This is a genomic window from Streptomyces sp. MMCC 100 (assembly GCF_041538145.2).
In the GTDB taxonomy this organism is placed as follows: domain Bacteria; phylum Actinomycetota; class Actinomycetes; order Streptomycetales; family Streptomycetaceae; genus Streptomyces.
Genome location: NZ_JBGORK020000001.1, coordinates 6,327,924 through 6,353,339, shown reverse-complemented (window position 1 = coordinate 6,353,339; position 25,416 = coordinate 6,327,924). Strand labels below are relative to the sequence as shown.

The 25,416-nt window shown below is 71.3% G+C and carries 19 protein-coding genes; 15 read left to right on the top strand and 4 right to left on the bottom strand.

Features of this window, described 5'->3' with window-relative positions; genetic code table 11:
- Positions 1 to 15: 15 nt before the first annotated feature.
- On the bottom strand, positions 16 to 1,014 hold the full coding sequence (locus ABS735_RS29270) for an aldo/keto reductase (protein WP_373904451.1): 999 nt from the start codon (positions 1,012 to 1,014) through the stop codon (positions 16 to 18).
- Between the two features lie 74 nt (positions 1,015 to 1,088).
- Between ABS735_RS29270 and ABS735_RS29265 the strand changes: the two genes are divergently transcribed.
- From ABS735_RS29265 to serA, 6 genes are all read left to right on the top strand, one after another.
- A complete protein-coding gene (locus ABS735_RS29265; protein WP_373904450.1) occupies positions 1,089 to 2,033 on the top strand; it encodes a 2-hydroxyacid dehydrogenase in 945 nt (314 codons plus the stop codon).
- Positions 2,034 to 2,437: 404 nt separating this feature from the next.
- Positions 2,438 to 5,533, top strand: coding sequence for a putative bifunctional diguanylate cyclase/phosphodiesterase (locus ABS735_RS29260; RefSeq protein ID WP_373904449.1), 3,096 nt, complete (start codon positions 2,438 to 2,440; stop codon positions 5,531 to 5,533).
- 240 nt (positions 5,534 to 5,773) lie between these two features.
- Positions 5,774 to 7,630 (top strand): acetolactate synthase large subunit, encoded by a 1,857-nt coding sequence (locus ABS735_RS29255; protein ID WP_373904448.1) that lies wholly within the window; start codon positions 5,774 to 5,776, stop codon positions 7,628 to 7,630.
- Between the two features lie 21 nt (positions 7,631 to 7,651).
- The gene (ilvN, locus tag ABS735_RS29250; protein WP_373904447.1) at positions 7,652 to 8,176 is read left to right on the top strand and encodes an acetolactate synthase small subunit; all 525 of its coding nucleotides are present in this window, start codon (positions 7,652 to 7,654) and stop codon (positions 8,174 to 8,176) included.
- Positions 8,177 to 8,294: 118 nt separating this feature from the next.
- Positions 8,295 to 9,293 (top strand): ketol-acid reductoisomerase, encoded by a 999-nt coding sequence (ilvC, locus tag ABS735_RS29245; protein ID WP_373904446.1) that lies wholly within the window; start codon positions 8,295 to 8,297, stop codon positions 9,291 to 9,293.
- A 215-nt stretch (positions 9,294 to 9,508) separates the two neighbouring features.
- Positions 9,509 to 11,098, top strand: a complete 1,590-nt coding sequence (gene serA / locus ABS735_RS29240) for a phosphoglycerate dehydrogenase (RefSeq protein ID WP_373904445.1) — start codon at positions 9,509 to 9,511, stop codon at positions 11,096 to 11,098.
- A 54-nt stretch (positions 11,099 to 11,152) separates the two neighbouring features.
- On the opposite strand, the gene ABS735_RS29235 is transcribed toward serA, so the two are convergent.
- Positions 11,153 to 12,718: an MFS transporter gene (locus tag ABS735_RS29235; protein ID WP_373904444.1), complete on the bottom strand. Its 1,566-nt coding sequence runs from the start codon at positions 12,716 to 12,718 to the stop codon at positions 11,153 to 11,155.
- Between the two features lie 66 nt (positions 12,719 to 12,784).
- Here ABS735_RS29235 and ABS735_RS29230 point away from each other — a divergent pair, with 66 nt between their 5' ends.
- On the top strand, positions 12,785 to 13,375 hold the full coding sequence (locus ABS735_RS29230) for a TetR/AcrR family transcriptional regulator (protein ID WP_373904443.1): 591 nt from the start codon (positions 12,785 to 12,787) through the stop codon (positions 13,373 to 13,375).
- On the opposite strand, the gene ABS735_RS29225 is transcribed toward ABS735_RS29230, so the two are convergent.
- Entirely contained in the window at positions 13,356 to 14,603 is a 1,248-nt protein-coding gene (locus ABS735_RS29225) for a PucR family transcriptional regulator (protein ID WP_373904442.1), read from the bottom strand. The genes ABS735_RS29230 and ABS735_RS29225 overlap by 20 nt on opposite strands.
- Positions 14,604 to 14,769: 166 nt before the next feature.
- On the opposite strand from ABS735_RS29225, the gene ABS735_RS29220 reads away from it, so the two are divergent.
- The 5 genes from ABS735_RS29220 to ABS735_RS29200 all read left to right on the top strand — a co-directional run bounded on the left by ABS735_RS29220 (position 14,770) and on the right by ABS735_RS29200 (position 20,328).
- Complete coding sequence (locus tag ABS735_RS29220) at positions 14,770 to 15,696, top strand: proline dehydrogenase family protein (RefSeq protein WP_373904441.1); 927 nt, start codon at positions 14,770 to 14,772, stop codon at positions 15,694 to 15,696.
- A gap of 46 nt (positions 15,697 to 15,742) precedes the next feature.
- Positions 15,743 to 17,383 carry an L-glutamate gamma-semialdehyde dehydrogenase gene (gene pruA, locus ABS735_RS29215; RefSeq protein ID WP_373904440.1) on the top strand — a complete coding sequence of 547 codons (1,641 nt, stop codon included), beginning with the start codon at positions 15,743 to 15,745 and terminating at the stop codon, positions 17,381 to 17,383.
- Between the two features lie 306 nt (positions 17,384 to 17,689).
- Complete coding sequence (locus tag ABS735_RS29210; RefSeq protein ID WP_007444772.1) at positions 17,690 to 17,821, top strand: hypothetical protein; 132 nt, start codon at positions 17,690 to 17,692, stop codon at positions 17,819 to 17,821.
- 76 nt (positions 17,822 to 17,897) lie between these two features.
- Positions 17,898 to 18,950: a 3-isopropylmalate dehydrogenase gene (locus tag ABS735_RS29205; RefSeq protein ID WP_373904439.1), complete on the top strand. Its 1,053-nt coding sequence runs from the start codon at positions 17,898 to 17,900 to the stop codon at positions 18,948 to 18,950.
- A 289-nt stretch (positions 18,951 to 19,239) separates the two neighbouring features.
- A complete protein-coding gene (locus ABS735_RS29200; RefSeq protein ID WP_373904438.1) occupies positions 19,240 to 20,328 on the top strand; it encodes a branched-chain amino acid aminotransferase in 1,089 nt (362 codons plus the stop codon).
- Positions 20,329 to 20,385: 57 nt separating this feature from the next.
- On the opposite strand, the gene ABS735_RS29195 is transcribed toward ABS735_RS29200, so the two are convergent.
- Positions 20,386 to 21,834 carry a cytosine permease gene (locus ABS735_RS29195; RefSeq protein ID WP_373904437.1) on the bottom strand — a complete coding sequence of 483 codons (1,449 nt, stop codon included), beginning with the start codon at positions 21,832 to 21,834 and terminating at the stop codon, positions 20,386 to 20,388.
- Positions 21,835 to 21,997: 163 nt separating this feature from the next.
- On the opposite strand from ABS735_RS29195, the gene ureA reads away from it, so the two are divergent.
- The 3 genes from ureA to ABS735_RS29180 are packed head-to-tail and all read left to right on the top strand — an operon-like array spanning position 21,998 to position 25,405.
- Positions 21,998 to 22,681, top strand: a complete 684-nt coding sequence (ureA, locus tag ABS735_RS29190) for an urease subunit gamma (protein ID WP_373904436.1) — start codon at positions 21,998 to 22,000, stop codon at positions 22,679 to 22,681.
- Positions 22,678 to 24,357: an urease subunit alpha gene (locus ABS735_RS29185; protein WP_373904435.1), complete on the top strand. Its 1,680-nt coding sequence runs from the start codon at positions 22,678 to 22,680 to the stop codon at positions 24,355 to 24,357. Before ureA ends, ABS735_RS29185 begins: the two co-directional genes overlap by 4 nt.
- A gap of 28 nt (positions 24,358 to 24,385) precedes the next feature.
- Positions 24,386 to 25,405: an agmatine deiminase family protein gene (locus ABS735_RS29180; RefSeq protein WP_373904434.1), complete on the top strand. Its 1,020-nt coding sequence runs from the start codon at positions 24,386 to 24,388 to the stop codon at positions 25,403 to 25,405.
- Positions 25,406 to 25,416 lie beyond the last annotated feature (11 nt).

Sequence of the window (25,416 nt, the reverse complement as noted above, 5' to 3'; positions counted from 1 at the left end):
GGACGACCCCGCCCGTCACTCCCACGAACCCTGCGCCGGCGGCAGCACCCGCAGCTCCGCCAGATCCCGCTCGGTCAGCCGCAGCCGTGCCGCACCCGCGTTCTGCGTCACCCAGCGCTCCTGCTTGGTCCCCGGCACCGGCACCACGTGCCGCCCCTGCGCCAGCACCCAGGCCAGCGCCACCTGCGCCGCGGTGACCCCGTCGCCGTGCCGGGCCGCGATCCGGCGCAGCGTGGCCACGATCGGCTGGTTGGCGGCCATCATCTCGGCGGTGAAGCGGGGGTGCCGGGCCCGCAGGTCCTCCGGTTCGAAGCCCTGGCCCGGCGTCAGCGTGCCGGTCAGGTAGCCGTTGCCCAGCGGCATCGCGGCCAGGAAACCGACGCCGCGCGAGACGCACCACGGCAGCAGGGTCCGCAGCGCCTCCGGCGACCACACCGACAGCTCGGCCTCGACCGCGCTCACCGGGAAGACCTGCTGCACCCGCTCCAGTTGGCGGATCGTCGCGTCGTGCAGCCGCGCCCCCGGGCGCCGGGCGGACCGCGCGCCGACCGCGCAGAGCCCGAGCGCCCGCACCTTGCCGGCCCGCACCAGCTCCGCCATCGCGCCCCAGGTCTCCTCGACGGGTATCTCGGGGTCGGCGCGGTGCAGTTGGTAGAGGTCGATGACGTCCGTCTGGAGCCGGCGCAGGGACGCGTCGCAGGCACGTTTCACATAGCCGGGGCGGCCGTTGGCCACGATGTGCTGCTCGCCCACCAGCAGACCGACCTTGGTCGACACGAAGGCATCGGACCGCCGCTCCTTCAACGCCCGCCCCAGCAGCAGCTCGTTGGTGAACGGGCCGTACATGTCCGCCGTGTCCAGCAGGGAGACGCCGAGGTCGAGGGCCCGGTGCACGGCCCTGAGCGACTCGTCGCCCCGCTGCCGCGAGGCGCTGTACGCCCAGTTCATCGGCATGCACCCCAGTCCGACGGCCCCCACCGCGAGTGCCGTCGCGCCGATCGTCCTGCGCTCCACCGGTCGTGACCCTCCCTCGTCAGGTCACCCAACCTAACCTCTGTCCCTTCGCCCCCTGACATAGCCTCCTGACCATGACTGCTGACGTGTGGCTGCCCATCCCCCCGGACGAGATCGAGGGCCTCCCCGAGGGCCCCGCCTACCGCCACTGGGACGGCGAGGAGACCTATCCCGCCGACCCGGCCGACTGCGCGTACTACGTCGTCCCCTACGTGAAGCCCAGCGGGATCGGCGTACGCCCGCTGCCCGGGATGCGCTCCGTCCAGGTCGTCCAGACCCTCTCCGCCGGCATCGACCACGTCGAGCCCGGGCTGAAGCACCTGCCCGCGGGTGTACGGCTGTGCAACGCGCGCGGCGTGCACGAGGCCAGCACCGCGGAGCTGACCCTGACTCTGATCCTGGCCTCGCTGCGCGGCATCCCGGACTTCGTGCGGGCGCAGGACCGCGGCGAGTGGCTGGGCGGAGGGTTCCGGCCCGCGCTCGCGGACCGGACGGTGCTCATCGTCGGGTACGGGGCGATCGGCGCCGCGATCGAGGACCGGCTCGTGCCGTTCGAGGTCGCGCCGGTCGTGCGCGTCGCGCGCTCCGCCCGCACCACGGAGCGCGGCCCCGTGCACCCGCTCACCGAACTCCCCGCCCTGCTCCCGCAGGCGGACGTCGTCATCCTGTCCACACCGCTCACCGAGGCCACCCGCGGCCTGGCCGACGCCGAGTTCCTGGCCCGCATGAAGGACGGCGCCCTGCTCGTCAACGTGGCGCGCGGACCGGTCGTGGACACGAAGGCGTTGCTCGCCGAACTGGAGAGCGGACGCCTCACCGCGGCCCTCGACGTGACCGACCCCGAACCGCTGCCGCCGGGCCACCCCCTCTGGCATGCTCCCGGCATAGTCGTCAGCCCGCACGCAGGCGGCCCGACCTCCGCCTTCCTGCCGCGCGCCAAGCGGCTGCTGGTGGACCAGCTGACCCGTTTCGTGAACCGGGAGCCGCTGCGCAACGTGATCCTGACGACGGGCGCGTGATCCGGTTCGGGCACCCTCCGCGATCCCCCGGATGCGGTGGGTGCGCGCATATCCGCTGGTCGTCACGGAGCGTAGAGAACCTATGTCCCTGAGTGACGATACTGGTGTATCGTCCGACAGGGGATGCGCCGCGCACCGCACGGCGCCGGGGATGGACATCTCAGACTGTGAGGGGGGCGACGGGCGATGCACGGCCTATGGACCAACGATCCGACGCGGCGGAGCCGCCGCCGGCGACCCTGGCGCACGACGACCACGGCCGCGCGCGAACGGGGTCGGCACAGCCACCCCGGCCGGCGCTGCCCCCACCCGCGCCGGCCGGGCGAGCGCAGAAGGCAGGAGCGGCCGGCCCACCGGTGCGGGTGTGCGCGGGACGCGGGAGCGGTGCGGACCGGGAGGCCGCGGTGAGTCCGCCCCCTGTGCCCACGCTGGACGGAACGCTGCGCGGCCAGGCCTCGCCCGGGCCGCTGCTGCCCCGGTCGTCGGCCGCCGCCGGCGCGACGCCCCTCGTCCGCCAGCTCGTGCTGGCCCTGGTCTGCGCGGCCTACGCCGTCGGTGCCGCGCTCGGCTGGGGCTCCCAGTACGTCGCCAAGATCATGGGCGACTTCGGGCTGAGCGCCGCCGCGGCAGCCGCCGCCGTCTCCTGCTTCCTCTACGCCCGCGGGCGCCGCGTCCGCTTTCGACCGGCCTGGCTGCTCTTCGCCCTCTCCTCGGCGATGGCGTCCCTGGGCAACCTGGTCTGGGGGTGGTACGAGGTCGTACTGCGGGCGCCGGTGCCCACTCCCAGCTACGCGGACCTGTTCTTCCTGTGCTTCGCCCCGCCCGCCATCGTGGGACTCCTTGTGCTGGCCAAACGGCCGGTGACCAAGGCCGGCTGGATCTGCCTGGGGCTGGACGCGTGGCTGATCGGCGGTTCGCTGCTGACCCTGGCCTGGAGCCTGGCGCTCGCGCAGGCGGCGAAGGCCGAGGGCGGGTCGAGCGTGGCGCACTCCGCGCTCTCCGTGGCGTACCCGCTGCTCGACATCGCCCTGGTCAGCATGGTGCTCGCCCTGCACTTCAGGCGGTCGCCCGTCTGCAGATCCGCCGTCAACACGGCCATCGGCGCGCTCGCCCTGACGGTGATGTGCGACGCCCTGTTCACCTCACCGCTGCTGCACAACAGCTACCGCTCCGGACAGTTGCTCGACGCGGGCTGGTTCGCCGGCTCCCTGCTGCTCGCCTACGCGCCCTGGGCCGCCTCCCGGCGCGGGCGGCCGGCGGCGGACGAGCAGGGCTCCGGCGGGCACACCCGAGTGGTGCGCGAACACGTGCCCGGCCAGCGCGGCACCGGTCACCAGCCCACGCCCCCCTCCGTGCCGCCGACCACGCCCACCTCTCTGCCCGGACCCGGACAGGGCGGCGAACGGGGCCGCTATCCGACCGCCCGCCCCATCGCCGGGTCCCTGGCCGCGCTCACCCCGTACCTCGCGGCCGCCGTCTGCACCCTGGGCATCCTCTACAACGTGCTCAACGGCCGCAGTGTCGACCGCGTGGTGCTGCTGACCGGCGGCACCGTGGTGCTCGCGCTCGTCGTCCGGCAGGGCATCATGCTGCTCGACAACATCGTCCTCACCCAGGAACTGGCCCAGAAGGAGAACCACTTCCGCTCCCTGGTCCAGGGCTCGAGCGACGTCATCATGATCGCCGCGCCCAACGGCATCCTCCGCTACGTCTCCCCGGCCGCCGCCGGCGTCTACGGGCGCCCCGCGGAGGAGTTGGTAGGCAGCGAACTGGCCGGGCTCATCCACCCCGAGGACCTCGGCTGCGTGGTGCACGAGGTACGCCGGTTCCTGGCCGCCAGCCCGGTCGAGGAACCCACCACGCGCATCGAGTGCCGCTTCCGTTCCGGGGAGGGAGGCTGGCTCAACGTCGAGTCGACCGTCAACCGGCACCACGGCGGCCTTATCTTCAACAGCCGCGACGTCACCGAAAGAGTGCGCCTGCAGGCGCAGCTCCAGCACAACGCCGAACACGACCCGCTCACCGACCTGCCCAACCGCGCCCTGTTCACCCGGCGGGTCCAGCAGGCCCTCTCCGGCCGCCGCGCCTCCGACCGGGGCGCCGCGCTGCGCGGTACGGCGGTGCTCTTCATCGACCTGGACGGCTTCAAGGGCGTCAACGACACCATCGGGCACCAGGCTGGGGACGAGCTGCTCGTCCAGGCCGCCCGCAGACTCCACGAGGCCGTCCGCAAGGGGGACACCGCCTCCAGACTGGGCGGCGACGAGTTCGCGGCCCTGATCGTCGGGGACGGCGCGCGGGACCGGGCCGCCCGCGAGGGCCACATCCGGGAGCTGGCCGACCGGCTCAGGCTGACGCTCTCCCAGCCCTACCTCATCGACGGCAACGAGGTCCGTGTCAACGCCTCCATCGGCGTCGCCTTCGCCGAACCGGGCCTGGGCGCGGGTGAGCTGCTGCGCAACGCCGACCTCGCCATGTACCGGGCCAAGGCGGGCGGCAAGGGACGCGTCGAGCTGTACCGGCCGCAGATGCAGCAGGACGTCGTACGCAAGGCCGAGTTGGCCACCCGGTTGCGCGCCGCGCTGCACGACGGGGAGTTCGCGCTGCTGCACCAGCCGGTGGTCTCCCTGACGGACGGCCGGATCACGTCGGTCTGCGCCCAGGCGCGGTGGCGCTCCTCGCAGGGCGTGCTGTTCACCCCCGCCGAGTTCCTGCGGGTGTCCGACGACGGCGACAGAACGGCCGAACTGGACCGCTGGGTGCTCCGCGAGGCCGTCGAACAGGCCGCCGAACGCGCGGCGGCCGGGTTGCCGGTGACCGTGGCCATACGCATCGGCGCCCGCCGCCTGCTGGACCGCTCCATGCCGCTGGGTTCCGTGGAGGCCCTGCTGACCCGCCACGGACTGCCCCCGGGCTCTCTTGTGATCGAGCTGTCGGACATCGACCCACGGGTCGGCCTCGACGAGCTGGACCGCCGGCTGAACGCCCTGCGCAGGGTCGGTGTCCGGATCGCGCTGGACGGCTTCGGCAGCGGCTACGCGGCGATCACCGCGCTGCGGCGCCTGCCCGTGGACGTCCTCAAGCTGGACCGCGGGCTGATCGAGGGCGTCGTGGAGTCGGCGCGGCTGCACAAGATCACCAGTGGTCTGCTGCGCATCGCCACCGACCTCGGGCTGAAGTCGGTGGCCGACGGCGTCGACCTGCCCGAGCAGATCGTCGCCCTGCGCGCGATGGGCTGCACGCACGGACAGGGCATGGCGTTCTCCGGGGCGCTGGACGAGTACCGGCTGCGCCGGGCGCTCGGAACCGGCCACTACCCGGTGCCGCACGGACCGGCCGAACCGGCCTTCGCGGGCGGCGGTGCCGGGGTGTTCACCAAGGGTGTCGGCAGCCCCGCTTCCGGCCAGGTCGCCGGCGGCGTCGCCTCCGGGCTGCCGGCCGTCCTGAGTGGTGGCACGGCCCTCCGCTCACATAATGAGACTCCCGTCCCACCCACTTGACAGTGAGTGCGCGCCGGAGGGAAGGTCAGTGCCATGCGCACCCGAATTCTCGTACTTGGAAAGCGCGTCGGCTGAAGCTGGTGACGTCCGGACCGACCCGGACTCCCGCGACCCATACCGACGCGCTCCCCTCGCTTGCCTTATGGCACGAGGGGTTTTTTGTTGCACAGGCACCTGCCGAGCAGCAGCACAGAACGCTCAAACCTCGCAAAAACCCTCAGCATCGAGAAGAGAACGCCGATGACCGAGCAGGCCACCGGGGCTCACCCGCAGCCCCGGCCCCGATCCGGAGGACAGTCCGCCCCCGAGCACGTCACGGGTGCGCAGTCCCTCATTCGCTCTCTCGAGGAGGTCGGCGCCGACACCGTATTCGGCATCCCCGGTGGCACGATCCTTCCGGCCTACGACCCGCTGATGGACTCCACCAGGGTGCGCCACGTCCTGGTCCGTCACGAGCAGGGCGCGGGCCACGCCGCCACCGGCTACGCCCAGGCCACCGGCAAGGTGGGCGTCTGCATGGCGACCTCGGGACCCGGCGCCACCAACCTGGTCACCCCGATCGCCGACGCCAACATGGACTCGGTGCCCCTGGTCGCGATCACCGGGCAGGTGGTGTCGTCCGCGATCGGCACGGACGCCTTCCAGGAGGCGGACATCGTCGGCATCACCATGCCGATCACCAAGCACAGCTTCCTGGTCACCAAGGCCGAGGACATCCCCAAGGTGATCGCGCAGGCGTTCCACATCGCCTCCACCGGCCGCCCCGGCCCCGTGCTGGTCGACATCCCCAAGGACATCCTCCAGAAGAAGACCACCTTCTCCTGGCCGCCGGTCATGGACCTGCCCGGCTACCGCCCGGTCACCAAGCCGCACGCCAAGCAGATCCGCGAGGCGGCCAAGCTCATCACCGCCGCGAAGCGCCCCGTGCTCTACGTCGGCGGCGGCGTCCTCAAGGCCGGCGCCACCGCCGAGCTGAAGGTCCTCGCCGAACTCACCGGAGCGCCCGTCACCACCACCCTGATGGCGCTCGGCGCATTCCCCGACAGCCACCCGCTGCACGTGGGAATGCCGGGCATGCACGGTGCGGTCACCGCCGTCACCGCGCTGCAGAAGGCCGACCTGATCGTCGCCCTCGGAGCCCGCTTCGACGACCGCGTCACCGGCAAGCTGGACAGCTTCGCCCCGTACGCCAAGATCGTCCACGCCGACATCGACCCGGCCGAGATCGGCAAGAACCGCGCCGCCGACGTCCCGATCGTCGGTGACGCCCGCGAGGTCATCGCCGACCTGGTGCAGGCGGTCCAGAAGGAGCACGACGAGGGCAACCGGGGCGAGGCCGCCGCGTCGAAGTACGCAGCCTGGTGGAAGGACCTGAGCCGCTGGCGCGAGACCTACCCCCTCGGCTACGACCAGCCCGAGGACGGCTCGCTCTCCCCGCAGCAGGTCATCGAACGCATCGGGCAGCTGGCACCCGAGGGCACGATCTTCGCGGCCGGCGTCGGCCAGCACCAGATGTGGGCCGCGCACTTCGTCCAGTACGACAAGCCCGCCACCTGGCTGAACTCCGGCGGCGCCGGAACCATGGGCTACGCCGTCCCGGCCGCCATGGGCGCCCAGGCCGGCATGCCCGACCGCGCCGTCTGGGCGATCGACGGCGACGGCTGCTTCCAGATGACCAACCAGGAACTGACCACCTGCGCCCTGAACAACATCCCGATCAAGGTCGCCGTCATCAACAACGGCGCCCTCGGGATGGTCCGCCAGTGGCAGACCCTGTTCTACAACCAGCGGTACTCCAACACGGTGCTGCACTCCGGCCCCGAGGACGTCAACCCGGACGCCCGCGGCACCCGGGTCCCCGACTTCGTGAAGCTGTCGGAGGCCATGGGCTGCTACGCCATCCGCTGCGAGGACCCCGCCGACCTCGACAAGGTGATCGAGGAGGCCAACTCCATCAACGACCGCCCGGTCGTCGTCGACTTCATCGTCCACGAGGACGCGATGGTCTGGCCGATGGTCGCCGCCGGCACCTCCAACGACGAGATCATGGCCGCCCGGGACGTCCGCCCCGACTTCGGCGACAACGAAGACGACTGAGCGAGAGAGACCGAAGAGACCATGTCCAAGCACACGCTCTCCGTCCTGGTGGAGAACACCCCCGGCGTCCTGGCGCGGATCACCGCCCTCTTCTCCCGCCGCGGCTTCAACATCGACTCGCTCGCCGTCGGCGTCACCGAGCACCCCGACATCTCCCGCGTCACCATCGTGGTGAGCGTCGAGGACTTCCCGCTCGAGCAGGTGACCAAGCAGCTCAACAAGCTCGTCAACGTGCTCAAGATCGTCGAGCTGGAGCCCACCCAGGCCGTCCAGCGCGAACTCGTTCTGGTGAAGGTGCGCTCCGACAACGAGACGCGCTCCCAGATCGTCGAGATCGTCCAGCTGTTCCGCGCCAAGACCGTCGACGTCTCCCCGGAGGCCGTCACCATCGAGGCCACCGGCAGCAGCGACAAGCTGACCGCCATGCTCAGGATGCTGGAACCGTACGGCATCAAGGAACTCGTCCAGTCCGGCACGATCGCCATCGGCCGCGGCGCCCGTTCGATCACGGACCGCTCGCTGCGCGCACTCGACCGGTCCGCATAACGACGGAAACGGGCGGCCGCGGACACCACCGGCCGCCCGCATTCCGAGACCCCGAAACTTCCCTTCCCCCCACCGGCATACGGTGGGACGCAACACCTGCACACAAGGAGAGAACCCAGTGGCCGAGCTGTTCTACGACGCCGACGCCGACCTGTCCATCATCCAGGGCCGCAAGGTCGCGGTCATCGGGTACGGCAGCCAGGGCCACGCCCACGCCCTGTCGCTGCGCGACTCCGGTGTCGACGTGCGCGTCGGTCTGCACGAGGGCTCCAAGTCCAAGGCCAAGGCCGAGGAGCAGGGCCTGCGCGTGGTGAGCCCGTCCGAGGCCGCCGCCGAGGCCGACGTGATCATGATCCTGGTCCCGGACCCGATCCAGGCCGAGGTCTACGAGAAGGACATCAAGGGCAACCTGAAGGACGGCGACGCCCTGTTCTTCGGCCACGGCCTGAACATCCGCTACGGCTTCATCAAGCCCCCGGCCGGCGTGGACGTCTGCATGGTCGCCCCCAAGGGCCCGGGCCACCTGGTGCGCCGTCAGTACGAGGAGGGCCGCGGCGTTCCCTGTATCGCCGCCGTCGAGCAGGACGCCTCCGGCAACGCCTTCGCGCTGGCCCTGTCCTACGCCAAGGGTATCGGCGGCACCCGTGCCGGCGTCATCAAGACCACGTTCACCGAGGAGACCGAGACCGACCTGTTCGGCGAGCAGGCCGTCCTCTGCGGTGGTACGGCCGCGCTGGTCAAGGCAGGCTTCGAGACGCTGACCGAGGCCGGTTACCAGCCGGAGATCGCCTACTTCGAGTGCCTGCACGAGCTGAAGCTGATCGTGGACCTCATGTACGAGGGCGGCCTGGAGAAGATGCGCTGGTCGATCTCCGAGACCGCCGAGTGGGGCGACTACGTCACCGGCCCGCGGATCATCACCGACGCCACCAAGGCCGAGATGAAGAAGGTCCTCGCCGAGATCCAGGACGGCACGTTCGCCAAGAACTGGATGGACGAGTACCACGGCGGTCTGAAGAAGTACAACGAGTACAAGAAGCAGGACTCCGAGCACCTGCTGGAGACCACCGGCAAGGAGCTGCGCAAGCTCATGAGCTGGGTCGACGAGGAGGCGTAAAGCCTTCTGCCCCGTGAGGGTGCCCGTGTGCCGGGCACCCTCGCGGCCACTTCCGGGTGATCCTTCCGCACAGGCGCAGGACGACCACCGCCACGCCACTACACTGCTGAACACATACGCGTCAGGCCCACAGCGTCGTGCGTCTTCCACGCGGCTTAGCGACACCGAATGCGGCCGTCGGGACGGCCGTCCGCATTGGACTTGTGAGGACTCACGTGAGCTCGAAACCCGTCGTACTCATCGCCGAAGAGCTGTCGCCCGCGACCGTGGACGCGCTCGGCCCCGATTTCGAGATCCGCCAGTGCAACGGCGCGGACCGGGCCGAACTGCTCCCCGCCATCGCCGACGTGGACGCGATCCTGGTCCGCTCCGCGACCAAGGTCGACGCCGAGGCCGTCGCCGCCGCCAAGAAGCTCAAGGTCGTCGCCCGCGCCGGGGTCGGCCTGGACAACGTCGACGTCTCCGCCGCCACCAAGGCCGGCGTGATGGTGGTCAACGCCCCGACCTCCAACATCGTCACCGCCGCCGAGCTGGCCTGCGGTCTCCTGATCGCCACCGCCCGCAACATCCCGCAGGCCAACGCCGCGCTGAAGAACGGCGAGTGGAAGCGCAGCAAGTACACCGGCGTCGAGCTGGCCGAGAAGACCCTCGGTGTCGTCGGCCTCGGCCGCATCGGCGCCCTCGTCGCGCAGCGCATGTCGGCCTTCGGCATGAAGGTCGTCGCCTACGACCCCTACGTACAGCCCGCGCGGGCCGCGCAGATGGGCGTCAAGGTGCTGTCCCTCGACGAGCTGCTCGAGGTCTCGGACTTCATCACCGTCCACCTGCCCAAGACCCCCGAGACCCTCGGCCTGATCGGCGACGAGGCGCTGCGCAAGGTCAAGCCGAGCGTCCGCATCGTCAACGCCGCGCGCGGCGGCATCGTCGACGAGGAGGCGCTGTACTCGGCGCTCAAGGAGGGCCGCGTCGCCGGCGCCGGCCTCGACGTGTACGCCAAGGAGCCCTGCACCGACTCGCCGCTGTTCGAGTTCGACCAGGTGGTCTGCACCCCGCACCTGGGCGCCTCCACCGACGAGGCCCAGGAGAAGGCCGGCATCGCCGTCGCCAAGTCGGTCCGTCTCGCCCTCGCCGGTGAGCTGGTCCCCGACGCGGTCAACGTCCAGGGCGGTGTCATCGCCGAGGACGTCAAGCCGGGCCTGCCGCTCGCCGAGCGCCTCGGCCGCATCTTCACCGCGCTCGCCGGTGAGGTCGCCGTCCGCCTCGACGTCGAGGTCTACGGCGAGATCACCCAGCACGACGTGAAGGTGCTGGAGCTGTCCGCCCTCAAGGGCGTCTTCGAGGACGTCGTCGACGAGACCGTCTCCTACGTCAACGCCCCGCTGTTCGCCCAGGAGCGCGGCGTCGAGGTCCGGCTGACCACCAGCTCGGAGTCCCCGGAGCACCGCAACGTCGTCACGGTGCGCGGCACCCTCGCGGACGGCGAGGAGGTGTCGGTCTCCGGCACGCTGGCCGGCCCGAAGCACCTTCAGAAGATCGTCGCCGTCGGTGAGTACGACGTCGACCTCGCCCTCGCCGACCACATGGTCGTCCTGCGCTACGAGGACCGCCCCGGCGTCGTCGGCACCGTCGGCCGCGTCATCGGCGAGGCCGGCATCAACATCGCCGGCATGCAGGTCGCCCGTGCGACGGTGGGCGGCGAGGCGCTGGCCGTCCTGACCGTCGACGACACGGTGCCCGCCGGGGTGCTGGCGGAGGTCTCGGCGGAGATCGGGGCGACGTCGGCCAGGTCCGTCAACCTGGTGTGAGGCCCGGGGGCGCTGCCCCCGGACCCCCGCTGCGGCCCTGAACGGGCCTCGTCCTCAGACGCCGGACGGGCTGAGTGAGTCAGCCTGTCCGGCGTTCTGCGTGCCTGCTTCCTCGTGCACCCGCACCCGGCGCAGGGTCGTCGCCGCCAGGACCGCCGCGCCGGCGAGCACCACCGCGCCCGCGATCGCCGCGCCCTGCATCCCCTGCGTGAACGCCTCCCGTGCCGCCGTCGCCAGGGCGTCTCCCGCGCGCCCCGGCAGCCGGTCGGCGACGGTCAGCGCGCCACCCAGCGTCTCGTGGGCCGCGGCCGGCGCCGAGTCGGGGACCCCGTGGCGGTAGACGGCGGTGCCGATGGAGCCGAGGACCGCCATGCCGAGCGCCCCGCCGAACTCCGTGCCGGTCTCCATCAGCGAGGACGCCGAGCCCGCCCGCTCCACCGGTACGGTGCCCAGGGCCAGGTCCATCAGCTGGGACATCACCATGACGATCCCGGACGCGAGGACGCCGCACGCGGCGAGCACCAGCCACATCGAGTCCGTACCGGCGAGGGCCAGCAGGCCGTAACCGCACGTGGCGATCGCGAAGCCGGCCGTGACGACGTGGGCACGGTGCACGCCCCGCTGCACCAGCGAGGTCGCCACCGGGGCGGCGAAGCCGATCGGCACCGAGGGCAGCAGCGCCCACAGGGCGGCCTCCATCGCGCTCTTGCCGAGCACCGACTGCAGATACTGCGTGGTGAAGAAGGCCGAGCCCAACATCCCGAACGCCGAGACGAGGTTCAGCGCGACGGCCGGGGCGAAGCCGCGCCCGCGGAACAGCGCCGGGGAGATCATCGGTGACGCCGTCGTCCGCTGCCGGTGCACGAACAGGGCCGCGAAGAGCAGACCGACGGTGACCGAGACGACGTAGCGGACGTTCCAGCCCTCGGACGGGATCTCCTTGAGGCCGTAGACGACGGGGAGCACCGCGGCCATCGAGAGCGGGACGCTCGGCCAGTCGAAGCGGCCCGGGGCCGGGTCCCTGGACTCGGGCAGCAGTAACGGGCCGAGGATCAGGAGCAGCGCCATCGCGGGCAGGTTGACCAGGAAGACCGAGCCCCACCAGAAGTACTCCACCAGGACGCCGCTCAGCACCGAGCCCAGCGCGACACCGGCCGTCATCACGCCGGACCACAGGGCGATGGCCTTCGCGCGCTGGGCCGGGTCGGTGAACATCGTGCGCACCAGGGCCAGCGTCGACGGCATCAGGGTCGCGCCGCCGATGCCGAGGACGGCGCGGGCCGCGATCAGGGTCTCGGCGCTGTTCGCGTACGCCGCCACCAGGGAGGCCGCGCCGAAGGCGGCCGCACCGGCGAGCAGCAGCCGGCGGCGGCCGATGCGGTCGCCGACGGAGCCCATCGTCATCAGCAGGCCGGCCAGGACGAAACCGTAGATGTCGAAGATCCACAGCTGTTGGGTTCCGCTCGGCTCCAGGTCCGCGCTGATCGCCGGGATCGCGAAGTAGAGGACCGAGACGTCCATGGAGATCAGGAGGAGCGGAAGCATCAGTACGCCCAGTGCGGTCCACTCACGGCGGCCGGCCCGGGACGGGTTCGTTGTCATGAGGGAGACTGTACGCATGTCTTATACGCATGTCTAGAACGGCTGTTTAATACGCCCGTATGGGCTGCTGGGTAAGGTGACGCCATGGGACACCGTGAGGATCTGCTCGAAGGCGCCAAGCGCTGCCTGCTGCAGAAGGGATTCATGCGCACCACGGCGCGCGACATCGTCAAGGAGTCGGGGACCAACCTGGCCTCCATCGGCTACCACTACGGCTCGAAGGACGCCCTGCTGGCGCAGGCCTACGTGGCGCTGGTCGAGGACATGGCCGACGCGTTCGAGGGCGGTGGAACCGCGGGGCTGACCACCGAGCCCGGTTCCGTCGAGCGGTTCCGCGAGGTCTGGTCGAACGTCATCGCCACCATGAAGGAGCCCGGCTCCCCGTGGCGGCTCAGCATGGAGATCATCGTCATCGGCGACCAGCTGCCCGAACTGCGCGACCACCTCGCGAAGGCCCAGCAGGAGGCCGGGCGCGGGTTCATCCCGCTGCTCATGGGCGGGCGGGAGGAGGACGTCTCCGAGGACGAGCTCGACACCCTCGGCATGTTCTACGTGACGCTGATGACGGGTCTCATCGCGCAGTGGACCTTCGATCCGAAGACCGCGCCCGGCGCGGACCGGATCACCGAAGGGCTCCGCCGGGTGATCGAGGCCGCTACAGGCGACGCGCCTTGAGCGCCATGTGCAGCAGCAGCCGGTCCTCGCCGTCGTCCAGGTCCAGGCCCGTGAGCTGTTCGACGCGGGACAGGCGGTAGTACAGCGTCTGGCGGTGGACGCCCAGCTCGGCGGCGGTGCGGCCGGCCTGGCCCGCGCAGTCCAGGTACACCTCCGCCGTGCGGGCGAGTTCGCGGTGGGCGGGGGAGAGCAGCGCCCGGACAGCGGGATCGTCGGCGGAGCGCGGGGGCAGCGAGGCCAGCAGGCGGAACGCCCCGATCGACGTCCACTGTGCGACCGGCCCGAACCGCGCCTCCGCGCGCGCCGCCCGGGCCGCCGCCGACGCCTCCCACCAGGCCGTCCCCAGGTCCGCGAGACCCGTGCGCGACGCGGAGACACCGGCTGCGACGCCGCCCGCCGCACCTGCCGGCCCGCCCGGGCCCCGGGCCCCCGCCCGCTCCAGCAGCCGCCCCGCCGCCGACGTCGCCGGGGTCTGCACGTCCGCCGAGCGCAGCCGGACCAGCAGCGCCAGCGACACGGCCGAGGTCCCCCACGGCACCGTGCACAGCGCCGTGGCGCCCGGCACCGTACGGACCGAGGGCGCGTCGTCGGGGCCGGCCGAGGGCCAGGGCGCCACACAGACCACCGCGTGCGGGGTCTCGGCCCGGGCGCCCAGCGCGCTGCGCAGCTCCGCCACCGCCATGTCCCGCTGCCAGTCCCGCTCGGCCGTCAGCACCGCCCGCAGCTCCCGGCTCAGGTCAGCGCCGTGCTGCGCCTCGTCGGCGAGCAGCGCCCCGATCCGCGCCGTCACCTCCATGGCCGCCGTCAGCTGCCGCTCGGTCGGGCCCGGGTCGGTGTCCAGGAGCCACACGTAGCCGAGGACCACACCCCGATGGCGTACCGGCAGACAGGTGCGCCCCCGGTACACCCCCGCCTCGGGGGTCGGCGGGATGCGGACCGGGCCGGTCGCGCGGGTGATGCCGAAGCTCTCGAACCACGCCCGGACCGCGGCGGTGGACCGCCGGGTGAGGATCGAGCGGGTGCGCACCGGGTCGAGGGCGGACGGGTCGAGGTCGCCCTCGCTGTCGTAGGCACCGAAGGCGATCAGCTCGAAGTCGCGGTTCTCCAGGGTCGCGGGCGCGCCCAGCAGCTCGGAGAGCTCGTCGACCAGCTCCTGGTAGTCACCACGGGTCCCACCGGAGCCTGTGGAACCTCTGGAATCCGACGTCACCCGGGCATTCTGCCGCATTTGCGCGCGGCCTTCATACATCTGTCTGAGATCCGTGGCACGGATGCGTGACAGCTGTCGATGGCCGACCATCGGGGGGATCCTTAGATTTCACGGTGGTTCTCCGTGCCGTTCCCCCTTACGTCGGGCAGCGGCCCCTGTGTTGGTTGGTAAGTGGAGGTGCCCCGTGCTGGGTCCCGTGATTCTCGCCGCGTCGCGCAGCGACCGGATGCGTCGTCTCGTCTCGGCCGCGCCCGTGACCAAGCCGGTCGTCGACCGGTTCATCCCCGGCGAGACGGTCGACCAGATCGTGCCGATCGTCCGGGACCTCACCGATCAGGGCCTGGAACTGACGATGGACGTCGTCGGCGAGGACATCACCACCCCCGCGCAGGCCGAGGCCGCCCGCGACGCGTACCTGGAGCTGATCGACCGGCTCAAGCCGCTGGAGCTCGGTACCCGCGCGGAGATGTCGGTGAAGCTCTCCATGTTCGGCCAGGCGCTGGACGGCGGCCACGAGCTCGCCCTGAAGAACGTCCGCCCGGTCGTCGAGGCCGCCGCCGGGATCGGCACCACGGTCACCCTCGACGCCGAGGACCACACCACCCTCGACTCGATGTTCGCCATCCACGAGGAGCTGCGGAAGGACTTCCCGCAGACCGGTTGCGTCATCCAGGCCTACCTCTTCCGCACCGAGGCCGACGCGCGCCGCCTCGCCGACAGCGGCTCTCGCGTACGGTTGGTGAAGGGCGCCTACAAGGAGCCCGCAGAGGTCGCGTACCAGCAGCGCCACGAGATCGACAAGGCGTACGTCCGCATCCTGCGCACGCTGATGGAGGGCGAGGGTTACCCGATGATCGGGTCGCACGACCCGCGCCTGATCTCCATCGGCCAGGAGCTGGCCCGCACCGCCGGGCGCAAGCTCGACGAGTACGAGTTCCAGATGCTGTACGGCATCCGCGGCGACGAGCACCTGCGGCTCGCCGCCGAGGGCCACCGCATGCGCGTCTACACCGCCTACGGCACCGACTGGTACGGCTACTTCATGCGCCGTCTGGCGGAGAAGCCGGCCAACCTCCGGTTCTTCGCCCGCTCGATGGTCAGCAAGGGCTGAGCCCACCCGCTCGCAAGACCGCTCAGTTAAAGGAGTTACGGAACCCATGGACGCTGTGACCCAGGTCCCCACCCCCGTCAACGAGCCGGTGCACGGCTACGCGCCCGGTTCCCCGGAGCGCGCTCGCCTGGAGGAGAAGCTCCGGCACCTCGCCGACAACCCCGTGGATCTGCCCTGCACCATCGGCGGTGTGAAGCGGATGGGCGGCGGTGAGCGCTTCGACGTCGTGCAGCCGCACAACCACAAGGCGCGCCTGGGCACGTACGCCAACGCCACGCAGCAGGACGCCCAGGACGCGATCGACGCCGCCCTGGCCGCCGCACCCGCGTGGCGCGCGATGTCCTTCGACGACCGCGCGGCGATCATCCTGCGCGCCGCCGAGCTGCTGTCGGGCCCGTGGCGCGAGACCATCGCCGCCTCCACCATGCTCGGCCAGTCCAAGACCGCCCAGCAGGCCGAGATCGACAGCCCCTGCGAGCTGATCGACTTCTGGCGCTTCAACGTCCACTACGCGCGGGGCATCCTGGCCGAGCAGCCCCCGGCCAACTCCCAGGGCGTGTGGAACCGCATGGACCACCGCCCGCTGGAGGGCTTCGTCTACGCGATCACGCCCTTCAACTTCAGCGCGATCGCCGCCAACCTGCCCACCGCCCCGGCCCTGATGGGCAACGTGGTGGTCTGGAAGCCGTCCCCGACGCAGACCCACGCCGCCGTGCTGCTCATGCAGCTGCTGGAGGAGGCCGGGCTGCCCAAGGGCGTCATCAACCTCGTCACCGGCGACGGCGTCGCGGTCTCCGAGGTCGCCCTGGAGCACCGCGACCTCGCGGGCATCCACTTCACCGGCTCGACCAAGACCTTCCAGCACCTGTGGAAGACGGTCGGCAACAACATCGAGAAGTACCGCACCTACCCGCGCCTGGTCGGCGAGACCGGCGGCAAGGACTTCCTGGTCGCCCACCCGAGCGCCGACCGCGCCGTGCTCAAGACCGCGCTGACCCGCGGCGCCTTCGAGTACCAGGGCCAGAAGTGCAGCGCCACCTCGCGCGCGTACATCCCGGCGTCCATCTGGAACGACGGGTTCAAGGAGGAGTTCGCCGCCGAGGTCGACTACCTCACCATGGGTGACGTCACCGACCTGTCGAACTTCATGGGCGCCGTCATCGACGAGCGGTCCTTCGCCAAGAACAAGGCCGCCATCGACCGGGCCAAGGCGGACGAGACCTGCACGATCGTCGCGGGCGGCTCCTACGACGACTCGGTCGGCTACTTCGTCCGCCCGACGGTCGTCGAGTGCTCCGACCCGGAGAACGAGGTCTTCCGCACCGAGTACTTCGGCCCGTTCCTCGCCGTGTACGTGTACGACGACAGCAAGGCCGACGCGTACGACGAGATGCTGACCCAGATGGAGTCGGTCTCCGACTACGCGCTCACCGGCTCGGTCATCTCCAACGACCGTGCGGCGGCGGCGTACACGATGGAGAAGCTGCGCTACGCGGCCGGCAACTTCTACATCAACGACAAGTCGACCGGCGCCGTGGTCGGCCAGCAGCCCTTCGGCGGCGGCCGTGCCTCCGGCACCAACGACAAGGCCGGCGCCCCGCAGAACCTGATGCGCTGGACGCTGACCCGCGCCATCAAGGAGACGCTGGTCGCGCCGACCGACTACACGTACCCGCACATGGGCTGACGCCCGCACGCGAACGCCCGGCGGGCCAGGTCGACCGACCTGGCCCGCCGGGCGTTTTCGCAGGTCGCAGCGGTGTGAGCGAGGGCACCGTCTCAGATAGTAGGAAGTCCGAGTAATTGTGCAGACAGACACGGCGGGCTCCCTTAACTTTGTAGGAGCCGAACGTCCCGCTCGATCGAGCGAATGGCGGCCGTGAGTCCGTGCCCGTGCAGGCAACCCCTGCGGCACCGCGCTCCCCGCCTCTTCCGGCCTCTCGCAATCCCCTTTCTCCGCACCCCGTGTGCTGTGCCGAAGGAGTCGATTCCCATGGCCGAGACCACCGTCCGCCGCCGAGTCCGCCACCTCTCCCGTACCAGCGACTCCGACCGCAAGAACGCCGCGGCCGCCCTGCAGCGCGCCCTCGACCGCCGGGACAACGGCGGCGCCACCGGCCACTGAGCCGCGCGGACGACAGTGGCGTCCGCATGCCGGACGCCTCGTGTCATCCCGTGGGACGAGGAGTAGGGTGCTGCGCATGTCGGCAAGCTCTCGCATCCTCAATCTCGCAGTAATTCCCGGTGACGGCATCGGCCAGGAGGTCGTGGCCGAAGGTCTGAAGGTCCTCTCCGCCGTCCTCCCGCAGGATGCGAAGCTGGAGACCAAGGAGTTCGACTTCGGCGCCCGGCGCTACCACGCCACCGGTGAGACCCTCACCGACGCCGACCTCGACGCCCTCAAGGCGCACGACGCCATCCTGCTCGGCGCGATCGGCGACCCGTCGGTGCCGTCCGGCGTGCTGGAGCGCGGATTCCTGCTCAAGCTCCGCTTCGCCTTCGACCACCACGTCAACCTGCGGCCGAGCAAGCTCCTGCCCGGCGTCGCCACCCCGCTCGCCGGCCAGCCCGAGATCGACTTCGTCGTCGTCCGCGAGGGCACCGAGGGCCCGTACACGGGCAACGGCGGCACCATCCGCAAGGGCACCGAGCACGAGGTCGCCACCGAGGTGTCCGTCAACACGGCCTACGGCGTCGAGCGCGTCGTCCGTGACGCCTTCGCCCGCGCCCAGGCCCGCCCCCGCAAGAGGCTCACGCTGGTCCACAAGAACAACGTGCTGACCTTCGCGGGCCACCTGTGGACCGACGTCTTCAACAAGGTGGCCGCGGAGTACCCCGAGGTCACCACCGACTACATCCACGTCGACGCCGCGACCATCTACCTGGTCACCGACCCGGCCCGCTTCGACGTGATCGTCACCGACAACCTCTTCGGCGACATCATCACCGACCTCGCCGCGGCCGTCTCCGGCGGCATCGGCGTCGCCGCCAGCGGGAACATCAACCCGTCCGGCGACTTCCCCTCGATGTTCGAGCCGGTGCACGGTTCCGCGCCCGACATCGCCGGCCAGGGCAAGGCCGACCCCACCGCCACGGTCCTGTCCGTCGCCCTGCTGCTGCGCCACCTCGGTCACGAGGCCGAGGCGACCCGCATCGAGGACGCGGTCTCGGCCGACCTCGCGGAGCGCGGCGACCTGCCCGCCCGCTCCACCTCGGAGATCGGCGACGCACTCGCCGTACGAGTAGCCGGCTGACACCCGCCGCGCCACTCGATCGAATCCGTTTCGAAGCCGCCGGGTCCAAAAACAAGGCACCCGGCGGCTTTCTCCTGCGTCCGCCAGGTGCGACCATCGAACCCTGGGCCGCATTCACCCCGTTTCATCCGTCGCCGCCCACCGCGTCCGTCCGTGCGTCAGCCCGTGCGGGATAATCGAACGCGAAGCCGCGACTTGAGGGAATGCTCGGACGTCCTAGCACCGGCCACCGGCCGTACGGGCGTGATCGCGGCCCGTCACAACACATACCGGTGAAGGACAGCCACCCATGACGACGCCCACGATCGAGCTCAAGCCCTCCGCCAACCCGCTCTCGGACTCCGAGCGCGCGGCGATTCTGGCCAACCCCGGGTTCGGCCGCCACTTCACCGACCACATGGTGACCATCAGGTGGACCGAGGGCCGCGGCTGGCACGACGGCCAGCTCGTTCCGTACGCCCCGCTCTCCCTCGACCCGGCCACCATGGTCCTGCACTACGCGCAGGAGATCTTCGAGGGACTGAAGGCCTACCGGCGGCCCGACGGCTCCGTCGCCACCTTCCGCCCGGAGAAGAACGGCGCCCGCTTCCAGGCCTCCTCGCGGCGCCTCGGCATGCCCGAGCTTCCGGTCGACACCTTCATCGAGGCCTGCGACGCGCTGGTCACGCAGGACGAGAAGTGGGTCCCGGCGCACGGCGGCGAGGAGTCCCTCTACCTGCGTCCCTTCATGATCGCCACCGAGGTCGGCCTGGGCGTCAAGCCGGCCAACGAGTACCTCTTCATCGTCATCGCCTCCCCGGCCGGCGCCTACTTCCCGGGCGGCGTCAAGCCGGTCTCCATCTGGGTCTCCGAGGACCGCGTCCGCGCCGTCCCCGGCGGCATGGGCGACGCCAAGACCGGCGGCAACTACGCGGCCTCCCTGCTCGCCCAGGCCGAGGCCGCCACCAAGGGCTGCGACCAGGTCTGCTACCTCGACGCCCTCGAGCGCAAGTGGGTCGAGGAGCTGGGCGGCATGAACCTGTACTTCGTGTACGGCAACAAGATCGTCACGCCGACTCTCACCGGCTCCATCCTGGAGGGCGTCACCCGGGACTCCCTGCTCACCGTCGCCCGTGACCTCGGCTACGAGGCGGAGGAGGGCCGCGTCTCGGTCGACCAGTGGCAGCGCGACTCGGAGAACGGCACCCTCACCGAGGTCTTCGCCTGCGGTACCGCGGCCGTGATCACGCCCGTCGGCACCGTCAAGCGAACCGGTGCGCAGTGGCAGCAGAGCGGGGGCGAGACCGGCGAGGTGACGCAGCGGCTGCGGGACGCGCTGCTGGACATCCAGCGGGGTACCGCCGAGGACACGCACGGGTGGATGCACACGCTGGCGTAACCCGCCCCGGGTGGGGGCGGGCCGCCGCGCCGGGGGCTCCGCCCCCGGACCCCCGGCCTATGCCCGCCCACCACCCGACTCGGTCGGACAAGCAGCGAGCAACTTCTCCTCGGGCGCCGACGCCACAGCGGCCCCCGGCGTGCACAGCACGTACACCACCCCGCCCACCAGCCCCGACAGCAGGAAGCTGCAGTCCACCCCGCCCGTGAGGGACAGCAGCGGGCCCTCGTACGACGGCAGGGACACCGCCAGCACGCCGACCACCGCGCCCACCGCCCAGGCGGCCGTCGCGGGGATGTTCCAGCCGGACCGGTACCAGTAGATCCCGCCCCGCGCCCGGCGGTTGAAGACCTGGAGGGCGTCCGCGTCGTAGACCCCGCCGCAGCGGACCGAGCCGATCATCGTGATGACCGCCCACGGGGTGCCGATCGCCGTCAGCAGCAGCACGAAGGACGTCATCGCCGACTGCGCCTCCCAGGCGTAGTGACCGGCGAAGACACAGGCCGTGGCGACGACGGCGACGGCGCAGGTGGCACGGGCCCGGGAGGCCCGCGGCAGGATGGCGTCCAGGTCCAGGCCCATCGAGTACAGCATCAGCCCCGCGTTGCCGACCGAGCCGGCCGAGGCGGCCAGCAGCAGCGGGACCAGGTACCAGGCGGGGGCGGCGTCGACCAGCGGGCCCGCGTAGTCCAGGGCGGCACGGGCGGCGTACGCCGTGAAGGTGCCGAACAGCTGCGGGACCAGCAGGCCCAGCAGCAGTCCCAGCCAGGTCGCGCGCAGCACCCGGCGGGAGGAGAAGCGGGCCGGGGAGATGTAGCGGGTGTAGTCGCCGAGCAGCGTGATGAAGGCGATCGGCCCGGACAGTCCCGCGGCCACGGCGGCCAGCAGCCACGTCGGCCAGAACCCGCCCAGCAGATACCCGCCCGCCTCCGGCAGCGCGGCGGTGCTGAAGTCGGGGGCGTAGGCGATCACGCCGAGGACCAGCAGCGCGGTCATGCCGTAGGCCAGCACCCGGGACATGGCGAGCAGCACCCGGTAGCCGTAGACCGCGCCCGCGACGGTCGCGGCGGCGAGCAGGCCGTAGACGACGGCGTACGTCGCGCCGCCCTGCGGTACTCCGAAGAGCCGCCCGAGCACGCCCGCCATCACGTCCCCGCCGATCCACACGGTCAGCGCGGTGTAGCCGAGGGCCAGGAGCAGTCCGACCACCGAGCCGACCAGCCGCCCGCGCACACCGAACTGGGCGCCGGAGGACGTGGAGAGGTTGGTCCCGGTGCGCAGGGAGATCAGGGCCAGCGGGGCCGTGAAGACCGTGCCGACGACCGTCCCCGCGACCACCGAACTCACCGACGCCCACCAGCCGAGGCCGAAGGACGGCGGCAGCCAGCCGAAGACGATCACGCCCAGACAGAGATTGGACCCCAGCAGGATCGAGACCAGGTCCCGGGGCCCACTGGTGCGTTCCGCTTCGGGGATGGTGTCGACTCCGCGCTGTTCTATCGGCATGACTGGTCTCCTTCGACGGCCGCCCGGGGATTTAGAGCGACGTTCAATGTGACGTGTGCCCGGGGTGCGCGTCAACGGTTCCGCTGCATGTATTCCGCGCTTAGAGTGATGTTCTCTTTTAGAGTGGTGCTCTAATCTCGGGAAGGCAAGGAGGTGCCGCGTCGTGAGACTGACCCCCACGGAACGTGACCGGCTGCTGCTCTTCGGGGCGGCCGAGCTGGCCCGGGCCCGCCGGGCCCGCGGGCTCAGGCTGAACGTGCCGGAGGCGACCGCGCTGATCGCGGACACCGTGTGCGAGGCCGCCCGCGACGGAGCCCGCCTCACCGAGGCCATCGAGCGCGCCCGGTCCGTACTCGGCCCGGACGACGTCCTGCCCGGCGTCGCGGACGTGGTCACCGAGGTGCACGTCGAGGCCGTCTTCGACGACGGCTCCCGCCTCGCGGTCGTCTCCGACCCCGTCGGGGGCGGCGGGCTCGGCGCCGACGCCCCCGGTGCCCTGTTGCCGGGACGCGAACACGCCGAACCCGAGGCGGCGCTGCGTCTCCCGGTCACCAACACCGCGACCGTGCCCGTCTCCGTGACCTCCCACTTCCACTTCTTCGAGGCCAACCCGCGCCTGGAGTTCGACCGGGAGCGGGCCTACGGCACGCGCCTCGCCGTCCCCGCCGGGTCCTCGGTCCGCTTCGGCCCCGGCGAACGCGTCGAGGTGGGGCTCGTACCGATCGGCGGCGCGCGCGTGGCCATCGGCTTCGCCGGTCTCGTCGACGGACCGCTGGACGCACCGGGCGCCAAGGAAGAGGCCCTGCGCCGGGCCGCCGCCTGCGGATATCTGGGAGCAGACCGATGAGCGTCGACCCGTACGCCTACGCCGCCACCCACGGCCCCCGCGCCGACGACCGGCTCCGCCTCGGCGACTCGGGGCTGGTGATCCGTGTCGAGTCCGACGCGCAGCACTACGGCGACGAGTTCCTCGCCGGCTTCGGCAAGACCGCCCGCGACGGACTGCACCTCAAGGCCGCCGCCGTCCGCGAGACCTGCGACGTCGTGATCAGCAACGTGGTCGTGATCGACGCGGTGCAGGGCATCCGGAAGGTGTCGATCGGCATCCGCGAGGGGCGCATCCACGCCATCGGCCGGGCCGGCAACCCCGACACCCTCGACGGCGTCGACGTCGTGGTCGGCACGGGCACCTCGATCGTGTCCGGCGAGGGTCTCATCGCCACCGCGGGAGCCGTGGACACTCACGTCCACCTGCTCTCCCCGCGCATCATGGAGGCCTCGCTCGCCTCCGGCGTGACGACGATCATCGGGCAGGAGTTCGGCCCGGTCTGGGGCGTCGGCGTCAACTCGCCCTGGGCGCTGAAGCACGCGTTCGGCGCCTTCGACGCCTGGCCGGTCAACATCGGCTTCCTGGGCCGGGGTTCCTCGTCCCACGAGGCGCCGCTGATCGAGGCGCTGGCCGAGGGCGGGGCGAGCGGCTTCAAGGTGCACGAGGACATGGGCGCCCACACCCGCGCCCTCGACACCGCCCTGCGCGTCGCCGAGGAGTACGACGTCCAGGTCGCCCTGCACAGCGACGGCCTCAACGAATGCCTCTCCGTCGAGGACACCCTCCGCGTCCTGGAGGGCCGCACCATCCACGCCTTCCACATCGAGGGCTGCGGCGGGGGACACGTGCCCAACGTGCTGAAGATGGCCGGTGTGCCGAACGTCATCGGTTCCTCCACCAACCCCACCCTGCCCTTCGGCCGGGACGCGGTCGCCGAGCACTACGGCATGATCGTCTCGGTCCACGACCTGAAGACCGACCTGCCGGGCGACGCCGCCATGGCCCGCGACCGCATCCGCGCCGGGACCATGGGCGCCGAGGACGTGCTGCACGACCTGGGCGCCATCGGCATCACCTCCTCCGACGCGCAGGGCATGGGCCGGGCCGGCGAGACCGTCCGCCGCACCTTCGCCATGGCCGGGAAGATGAAGGCCCAGTTCGGCGCCCCGGACGACGACCACGACAACGAACGCGTGCTGCGCTACATCGCCAAGCTGACCATCAACCCCGCCATCGCCCACGGCCTGTCCCACGAGGTCGGCTCCATCGAGGTGGGCAAGCTCGCCGACATCGTGCTGTGGCGCCCGGACCACTTCGGCGCCAAGCCGCAGCTGGTCCTCAAGTCGGGCTTCCCGGCCTACGGCGTGGTGGGCGACCCCAACGCGGCCACCGACACCTGCGAACCCCTCGTCCTCGGCCCCCAGTTCGGCGCGCACGGCGCCACGCCCGCCGAGATATCGGTGGCCTTCGTCGCCCAGGCCGCCCTCGACCAGGGTCGCGACACCATGCCGACCAGGCGCCGCCGGGTCGCCGTACGCGGCACCCGCGGCATCGGCCCGGCCGACCTGCGCCTGAACTCACGTACCGGCGCGGTCGACGTCGACCAGCGCACCGGCCTGGTCACCCTCGACGGCGACCCGCTGCGTTCCGAACCGGCCGAATCCGTCTCGCTCAACCGCCTCTACTTCCTCTGACGCTCCTCCGACCTCCTGGGACACCTCCATGACCTTCCGCATGCCCCCCGAGTGGGCCCCGCACGAACGCACCTGGATGGCCTGGCCAGGCCCCAACCCGACGTTCACCGACGACGTGGAGCTGGCCGAGGCCCGTGCGGCCTGGGCGTCCGTGGCCCGTGCGGTGCGCCGTTTCGAGCCGGTGACGATGGTGCACGGACCCGGCCAGGGCGACACCGCGCGCGAGCTGCTGGGCCCGGACGTCGACCTGGTGGAGCGCGAACTGGACGACGCCTGGATGCGGGACATCGGCCCGACCTTCGTGACGGACGGGCAGGGCGGGCTCGCCGCCGTGGACTGGGTGTTCAACGGCTGGGGCGCCCAGGACTGGGCCCGCTGGGAGCACGACTCCAAGATCGCCCGCCACGTCGCGGACCTCGCCGGTGTCCCCGCCCTGGGCAGCGCACTCGTCAACGAGGGCGGCGCCATCCACGTCGACGGCGAGGGCACGGTCCTGCTGACCGACACCGTCCAGCTCGGCTCCGGCCGCAACTGCGGCTGGACCCGCGAGCAGGTCGAGGCGGAGATCCACGCCAAGCTCGGCACCACCAAGGCGATCTGGCTCCCGCACGGCCTGACCGGCGACTACGGCAGGTACGGCACCCAGGGCCACGTCGACATCGTCGCGGCCTTCGCCCGGCCGGGAACCGTCGTCGTGCACAGCCAGCGCGACCCCGCCCACCCCGACCACGCCCGCTCCCGGACGTACCTGGAGATCCTCCACGGCCGGACCGACGCCAAGGGCCGCCCCCTGGAGGTCGTCGAGGTACCCGCCCCGACCGTCCTGAAGGACGAGAAGGGCGACTGGGTCGACTACTCGTACATCAACCACTACCTGTGCAACGACGGCGTCGTCCTCTGCTCCTTCGACGACCCGAACGACGAACTCGCGGCGGGCATCTTCCGCCGCCTGTTCCCCGAGCGCACGGTGACACCGGTGGACGCCCGTACGATCTTCGCGGGCGGTGGAGGCATCCACTGCATCACGCAACAGCAGCCGAGGATCTAGAAGGAGTCAGC